Origin of the sequence: Mesorhizobium sp. M7A.F.Ca.US.006.01.1.1, assembly GCF_003997935.1 — a bacterium.
Classification (GTDB): domain Bacteria; phylum Pseudomonadota; class Alphaproteobacteria; order Rhizobiales; family Rhizobiaceae; genus Mesorhizobium.
In genome coordinates, this window is the sequence record NZ_RZQL01000337.1 from 1 (window position 1) to 5,906 (window position 5,906).

Annotated in this window: 6 protein-coding genes and 1 tRNA gene; 3 read left to right on the top strand and 4 right to left on the bottom strand. The window is 63.0% G+C overall.

Going from position 1 to position 5,906, the window contains the following annotated elements:
* The 3 genes from trmFO to EN943_RS34060 all read right to left on the bottom strand — a co-directional run.
* The coding region (gene trmFO / locus EN943_RS34050; protein ID WP_127416265.1) for a methylenetetrahydrofolate--tRNA-(uracil(54)-C(5))-methyltransferase (FADH(2)-oxidizing) TrmFO at nucleotides 1-1,237 on the bottom strand (1,237 nt) is incomplete at its 3' end.
* Between the two features lie 569 nt (nucleotides 1,238-1,806).
* Nucleotides 1,807-1,947: a DUF1127 domain-containing protein gene (locus EN943_RS34055; RefSeq protein ID WP_013531314.1), complete on the bottom strand. Its 141-nt coding sequence runs from the start codon at nucleotides 1,945-1,947 to the stop codon at nucleotides 1,807-1,809.
* Between the two features lie 49 nt (nucleotides 1,948-1,996).
* Nucleotides 1,997-2,137: a DUF1127 domain-containing protein gene (locus tag EN943_RS34060; RefSeq protein WP_013531315.1), complete on the bottom strand. Its 141-nt coding sequence runs from the start codon at nucleotides 2,135-2,137 to the stop codon at nucleotides 1,997-1,999.
* 236 nt (nucleotides 2,138-2,373) lie between these two features.
* Here EN943_RS34060 and EN943_RS34065 point away from each other — a divergent pair, with 236 nt between their 5' ends.
* The 3 genes from EN943_RS34065 to EN943_RS34075 are packed head-to-tail and all read left to right on the top strand — an operon-like array spanning nucleotide 2,374 to nucleotide 5,548.
* Entirely contained in the window at nucleotides 2,374-3,492 is a 1,119-nt protein-coding gene (locus tag EN943_RS34065) for a DUF2157 domain-containing protein (protein WP_127416266.1), read from the top strand.
* Entirely contained in the window at nucleotides 3,489-4,073 is a 585-nt protein-coding gene (locus EN943_RS34070) for a GDYXXLXY domain-containing protein (RefSeq protein ID WP_127416267.1), read from the top strand. Before EN943_RS34065 ends, EN943_RS34070 begins: the two co-directional genes overlap by 4 nt.
* A gap of 26 nt (nucleotides 4,074-4,099) precedes the next feature.
* A complete protein-coding gene (locus EN943_RS34075) occupies nucleotides 4,100-5,548 on the top strand; it encodes an aromatic amino acid lyase (RefSeq protein ID WP_127416268.1) in 1,449 nt (482 codons plus the stop codon).
* Nucleotides 5,549-5,654: 106 nt separating this feature from the next.
* Here the strand turns inward: EN943_RS34075 and EN943_RS34080 are convergent.
* Nucleotides 5,655-5,740, bottom strand: a tRNA-Leu gene (locus tag EN943_RS34080).
* Between the last annotated feature and the right edge of the window lie 166 nt (nucleotides 5,741-5,906).

Here is a 5,906-nt window from a genome sequence, read left to right on the forward strand (position 1 = left end):
GCTGGAAGGAGCGCTTTCCCGGCTCGTCGTCTGAAACGATGTGGCCACCGGTGATGTGGTTGAGCAGCGCGCCGAACGCGGTGGTGAGCGGCGGCAGCGACGGTGCCTGGCCGAGCCGCTCCGCTGCGGCGAAGCGGCCGGCGAGCAGGCCGATCGCAGCGCTCTCGACATAGCCTTCGCAGCCGGTGATCTGGCCGGCGAAGCGCAGGCCCGGGCGCGACCTCAACTGCAGCGACGCATCCAGCAAGGTCGGCGAGTTGATGTAGGTGTTGCGGTGCAGGCCGCCGAGGCGGGCGAAATCGGCGTTTTCGAGACCCGGAATGGTGCGGAACACGCGCACCTGCTCGGCATGCTTCAACTTGGTCTGGAAACCGACCATGTTGTAGAGCGTGCCCAGCGCATTGTCCTTGCGCAGCTGTACCACGGCATAGGCCTTTACCGTCGGATTGTGCGCGTTGGTCAGCCCCATCGGCTTCATCGGTCCGTAGCGCAGCGTCTCGACGCCGCGCTCGGCCATGATCTCGATCGGCAGGCAGCCGTCGAAATAGGGCGTGCCTTCCCATTGCTTGAATTCAGTCTTCTGACCGTCGACCAGCGCTTGCACGAAGGCAAGGTACTGGTCCTTGTCCATCGGACAATTGATGTAGTCCTTGCCGGTGCCGCCTGGCCCGACCTTGTCGTAGCGCGACTGGAACCAGCAGGTATTCATGTCGATCGTGTCGAAATGGATGATCGGCGCGATGGCGTCGAAGAAGGCGAGCGCATCGGCGCCGGTCGCTTCCGCGATCGACTGGGCAAGCCCGGGGGCGGTCAGCGGACCCGTGGCGATGATCGCCTGATCCCAATCCGCCGGCGGCAGACCAGGCACTTCCTCGCGCCGGAGGGTGATCAGCGGGTGTGCTTCGAGTTTTTTCGTCACGGCATCGGCGAATCCGTCGCGATCGACGGCCAGCGCGCCGCCTGCCGGAACCTGGTTGGCGTCGCCTGCGCTCATGATCAACGAGCCGGCCAGCCGCATTTCGGCGTGCAGCAGGCCAACGGCGTTGTTGTCGGCGTCGTCGGAGCGGAAGGAATTGGAACAGACGAGCTCGGCCAGGCTGTCGGTCTTGTGTGCATCAGTGCCGCGAACGGGCCGCATTTCATGCAGGATGACGGGCACGCCGGCCTGCGCTGCCTGCCATGCGGCTTCGGAACCGGCGAGGCCGCCGCCGATGATGTGGATTGGGTTTTTGCTCATGAGCGCCGGAATAATCGCTTGGTGCGGCGATTGCAATTGCCGTGCGTGGTGCGGGGCAAACAGCTGCTGATGGAAGCGCCCCCTGAAAACAACAACACCCGCCGGGGGAGGAGGTCCGGCGGGTGTCGTTTTTTTGGGCCGACCCTCGGGAGGAGGTGAGGATCGGGCCTATTCGTCATCGCCGGGGAGGAGGTCGGCTTTGACGAAATTCCTTTCGCCTTTTTAAAAGGGGCGAAACCTCTGGAGCAAAATTCATTTTGCCTGGGAAACAGCGCCCGCCGCGGGAGGAGGTGCGGCGGGCGCCGTTTTTGTGGCCAACCCTCGGGAGGAGGTGAAGGTCGGGCCTATTCGTCATCGCCGGGGAGGAGGTCGGCTTTGACGAAAACTCTTTCGCTGTTTGAAAAGGAGCGAAACCTTTGTGGGCAAAATTCGCTTTGCCCCGGGGAAACAGCGCCCGCCGCGGGAGGAGGTGCAGCGGGCGCCGTTTTTGTGGTCAACCCTTGGGAGGAGGTAAGGGGTGACCGTATTCGTCAAGGTCGGGGAGGAGGTCGACCCTGCCGAAATTCTGTCTAGATCGCCTGGCGGGCGATGATCTTGATTTCGTCGCGGACGATACCGAGATCATGCAGCTGGCGGTTGGAAAGGCGACCCAGCTCGGTAACCGTCTCGCGATAAACGCGCCAGTTACGATAGTTGCGGATCAGGTTCATTATCGTTCTCTTTTTCAAAACTGGTTCGGACCATTCGCGGTCCGAAGAATTAGACCGCCTTGCGAGCGACGTAAGGAATGTCGCTGCGGCTGATGCCGAGGTCGGTCAGTTCACGGTTGCTCAGGCGGCTCAGCTCGGACACGGTGTCCCTGTAGCGGCGCCAGTTGCGGTAGTTGCGGATCAGGTTCATGGTAGTTCTCGTTTCGTCTTTCTTGCGGATCATTCCGTTTGTGTACGAACCATAAATAGGCGGACCCATATCGATTTAAAAGCGCTATGGCTGCATGGCAGCAATGCAAATTGTGCAATGCAGCATTAACCAGCGTTCACGGACCTGACACAAAGAAACCCGAATCGGAAAATGTCGCCGCGTCAGCGGTTTGACCGGGTCGGCTGAAAAAAAGACCGAACTGGGGGAGATGCAGCATGGCGAGCTATTCGTCGCGGGTCAGGGCGGATATCGCGCGCTGGCAGCAGGCCGGGCTGATCGACGCCGCGACGGCCGATTCGCTTTCGCGCGATGTCGAGGCCAACGAGCGCAAGTCGCTCAGCTTCGGCTCGATCCTGGCGATGATGGCTGCCTTGCTGTTCGGAGCCGCCATCCTGATTTTCGTCGCCGCCAATTGGGACGCGATCCCGCGGCTGGCGCGCGTGGCGGCACTGTTTGCCGTCATCCTTGGTGGCTATGTCGGCGGCGCGCTGTTGAAGATGCGCGACCATGCGGCGATCGGCGAGGCGCTCTGGATCGTGGCGGCTGCGGCTTTCGGCGGCTCGATCGCGCTGATCGGCCAGATGTATCATCTCTCGGGCGACGAGGCCTCGGCTCTGGTCACCTGGGGCGCCGGCACGGCATTGGCGGCGGTTGCGCTGCGTTCTGATCCGCTGACGGTCGCTTCGGTCGGCATCGCCGATGCCTGGCTGTTCCTCAAAGGCTTCGACTACTACAGCCGCAGCGAATTTCCGCATGCCTTCGTGATCATAGCGATCGTGCTGTTTGCCGTCTCGTTCTGGACCCGCAGCCAGGCGGCACGCCACCTGATCATCCTCTCGGTCCTGTTCTATCTTGTGCTGCTCGTCACCAACCACGATACGCTGCAGGTGGCGATCCCGCTGGTCGTCGTCTCGGCGCTGCTGTTCGCGGCCTCGGTCTTCGCGCCGGATCCGGTCGACCGGGTCGTGCAGCTCGGCGGCCGCTTGCCCTTGCACGCACTGCTCGGCTTCCTCACCGGCCTCGCAATGATCCAGTTCGAACTCGCCGACGAGAGCACCTACAACAGCGGTTTTGCCCTCGCTTCGGTGGTCGCGCTGGCCGGCATTGTCGCCGCGATCGTGCTGGCAGGACGGGAGAGCCGTGGGCTGCGCTGGCTTGCCTATCTCGGCTTCGCCTTCGAACTCGCCATCATCTATGTGGTGACCTTGCAATCGATGCTCGATACGGCCGGTTTCTTCCTGGCCGCCGCGGTGCTGCTCGGCATCCTTGCGATCGTCATCATCCGCGTGGAAAAACGCATGAAGGGCCCAGATGCCAAAGGAGCCACGGCATGATCACCGGGAAAAGGCTTGTCATCTCGGCACTGGTGCTGGCGCTCGTCCAGATCGGCTTCCTGAGCTGGATCATCGCCGGCCGGGCGGCGATCCTGCGCAACGGCAAGGAAGTGCTGCTGAAAATCGAGCCTGTCGATCCGCGCGATCTCCTTCGCGGCGACTATATTATCCTGGGCTACGAGATTTCGCGCATACCGGTGAAAATGATCGCCAACATCCCGCCCGACAAATTTTCCAGCGACGACACTGTGATTGTCGTCCGCCTGAAGAAGGGCGCCGACAACTATTGGCAGCCGACAACCGCCTGGTTCGGCAAGGCGCCAACGACGGCAACCGCCGACGAGGCCGATATATCGGGCCATGTCGCCGAGGGTTGGGATCTTCGCAGCAAAGAGGCGACCATCGCGCCGGACTACGGCATCGAGCGCTTCTATCTGCCGGAAGGCGAGGGGATGGCGATCCAGAACGACATGCGGGTGCGGTCATTCGGCATCCGTCTTGCGCTCGCCGGCGACGGCACCGCGCAGATCAAGGCGCTGGTCGACGGCGACAAGACGCTGTTCGAGGAACCACTCTACTAAGTCCCTTATTTCCAGTGGTGTGAAGCATGCCAGTTAGCCTGTCGAAGCGTGAGGACATCAACCTCGACACTGTTTTCCGCGTCGCCTGGAAGAAGGACACGGTGGAGATCAGCGAGAAGGCCTTGCAACGCATCGCCGAATGCCGCGCCTCGTTTCTCAGGCTGATTGAATCCGATCCGCCACCGGTCATCTATGGCGTCACAACCGCCATGGGGGAATTGGCAAGCCGAAAGCTCGAACCTGACGAGCGGGACCGCCATGCGCGCATCAAGGCGTTCGCCGCCGCGACCTCGTTCGGCGATCCCTTGCCGGATCGCGTGGTCAGGGCGATCGTGCTTGCCCGTCTGACGAACTTCATCGAGGGCAACGCCGCCACCACGCCGCGCATCGCGCTCGGCGTGGCCGCAATGCTCGACGGAGAGCCGATGCCAACGGTGCCGGCCTCCGGCCAGGGCGGCGCCGGTGAGATCCTGGCGCTCTACCCCTTGTTTGCAGAACTTTCGACGCGCTTCGACCTCGAGGTCAAGGAACGCGGCTCGCTCATCAACGGCTCGCCCTGCGCTGCCGCTCTGGTGGCCGACGCAGCGCTCGCGGCGCGCCGCCGCATCCGCATGGCGCAACAGGTGTTCGCGCTGTCAATCGAGGCGTTTCGGGCCCCGCTCGAACACTATGACGCCGCCCTCGACACGCTCTGGGGCGATGAGCATGAGGCCGCGGCCCTGCAGGGTTTGCGGGAATTTCTGGTTGGCGCCGGAGACGGGCGGCGCAATTATCAGGCGCCGGTCAGCTACCGCATCGTGCCGCGCGTCCTCGGCCAGGCGCATCGTGCGCTGTCGTCGGCCGAGCGGGCGGCCAATGTGTCGCTGGCCTCGATATCGGACAATCCGGTCTACATCCCGCCCGACGATGCACATCCGCTCGGCCGTTGCATCTCGACCGGCGGCTATCACAACGCCATGGCGACGCCGGCGTTGGACGACCTGGCGGCGATATGGGCCGACATCTGCCTGCTTTGCGACCGCCACGCCTCGAAGCTTCTCAACGGCAAGGTGTCGCTGCTGCCGGATCTGCTGATGACCGGACGTCACTCGGCCGACAGCGATGGCCACGGCAATGTCGGCTATGTGCCGATGGCGATCACCGGCTATCTCGAGCAGGCCAAGCTGGCGGCGCAACGTACCTTCATTCCGGGCACGGAATCGGCTGGCGCGGGGCAGGACGACGTCGCCACGACGGCGTTCTTCGCATGGACCAAGGAGGCAACGGCCGGACGCTGCGTCGATGCCGCCATGGCGATGCTGGCAATGATCGCCTCGCAGGCGCTGTACGTCACCGAACGCACGCCGCCGCCGGCGCTGCGCTCCTTCGTCGATCAAATCAGAGCTATCGTGCCGCCTGTCGGCGCCGATCGCGTGCTGGGGCCGGAGCTTGCCAGGTTGGCGGAATGGTTCACTGAGAAAGTGTTCGAGGCGTAGAGATGCTGACAAGCCGTAGCCGGTGAAATTGGTGCGCCTGAACGGATGAAATTCGAACCTGCCGAGCTTCAGGTGGCCCGCCACCCGAAGCTCGAAGAGCGAAGGGTGGTGCGGACGACGGGAATCGAACCCGTACGATCAGAGATCGAGGGATTTTAAGTCCCTTGCGTCTACCAATTCCGCCACGTCCGCAGGCCAGCCCTTTTCAGACGCCAGACACAGGCCGTCAAGCCGTGTTGTTGAGCGTTCGCCGAACGTGCAAACAGACCGGGCGACTTGATGATACTGGCGCGATCACGGAATTATCGGCGCGGCGGGTAATGGTAGGATGCGTGTGGTGGATTTGATCCGCCAAGGC

What these genes read in the sequence shown, in the direction of transcription:
- EN943_RS34060 (WP_013531315.1), bottom strand. Translation starts at nt 2,137, where the DNA reads ATGAACCTGATCCGCAACTACCGCAACTGGCGCCGCTACAGGGACACC.
- EN943_RS34070 (WP_127416267.1), top strand. Translation starts at nt 3,489, where the DNA reads ATGATCACCGGGAAAAGGCTTGTCATCTCGGCACTGGTGCTGGCGCTC.
- EN943_RS34075 (WP_127416268.1), top strand. Translation starts at nt 4,100, where the DNA reads ATGCCAGTTAGCCTGTCGAAGCGTGAGGACATCAACCTCGACACTGTT.
- EN943_RS34055 (WP_013531314.1), bottom strand. Translation starts at nt 1,947, where the DNA reads ATGAACCTGATCCGCAACTATCGTAACTGGCGCGTTTATCGCGAGACG.
- EN943_RS34065 (WP_127416266.1), top strand. Translation starts at nt 2,374, where the DNA reads ATGGCGAGCTATTCGTCGCGGGTCAGGGCGGATATCGCGCGCTGGCAG.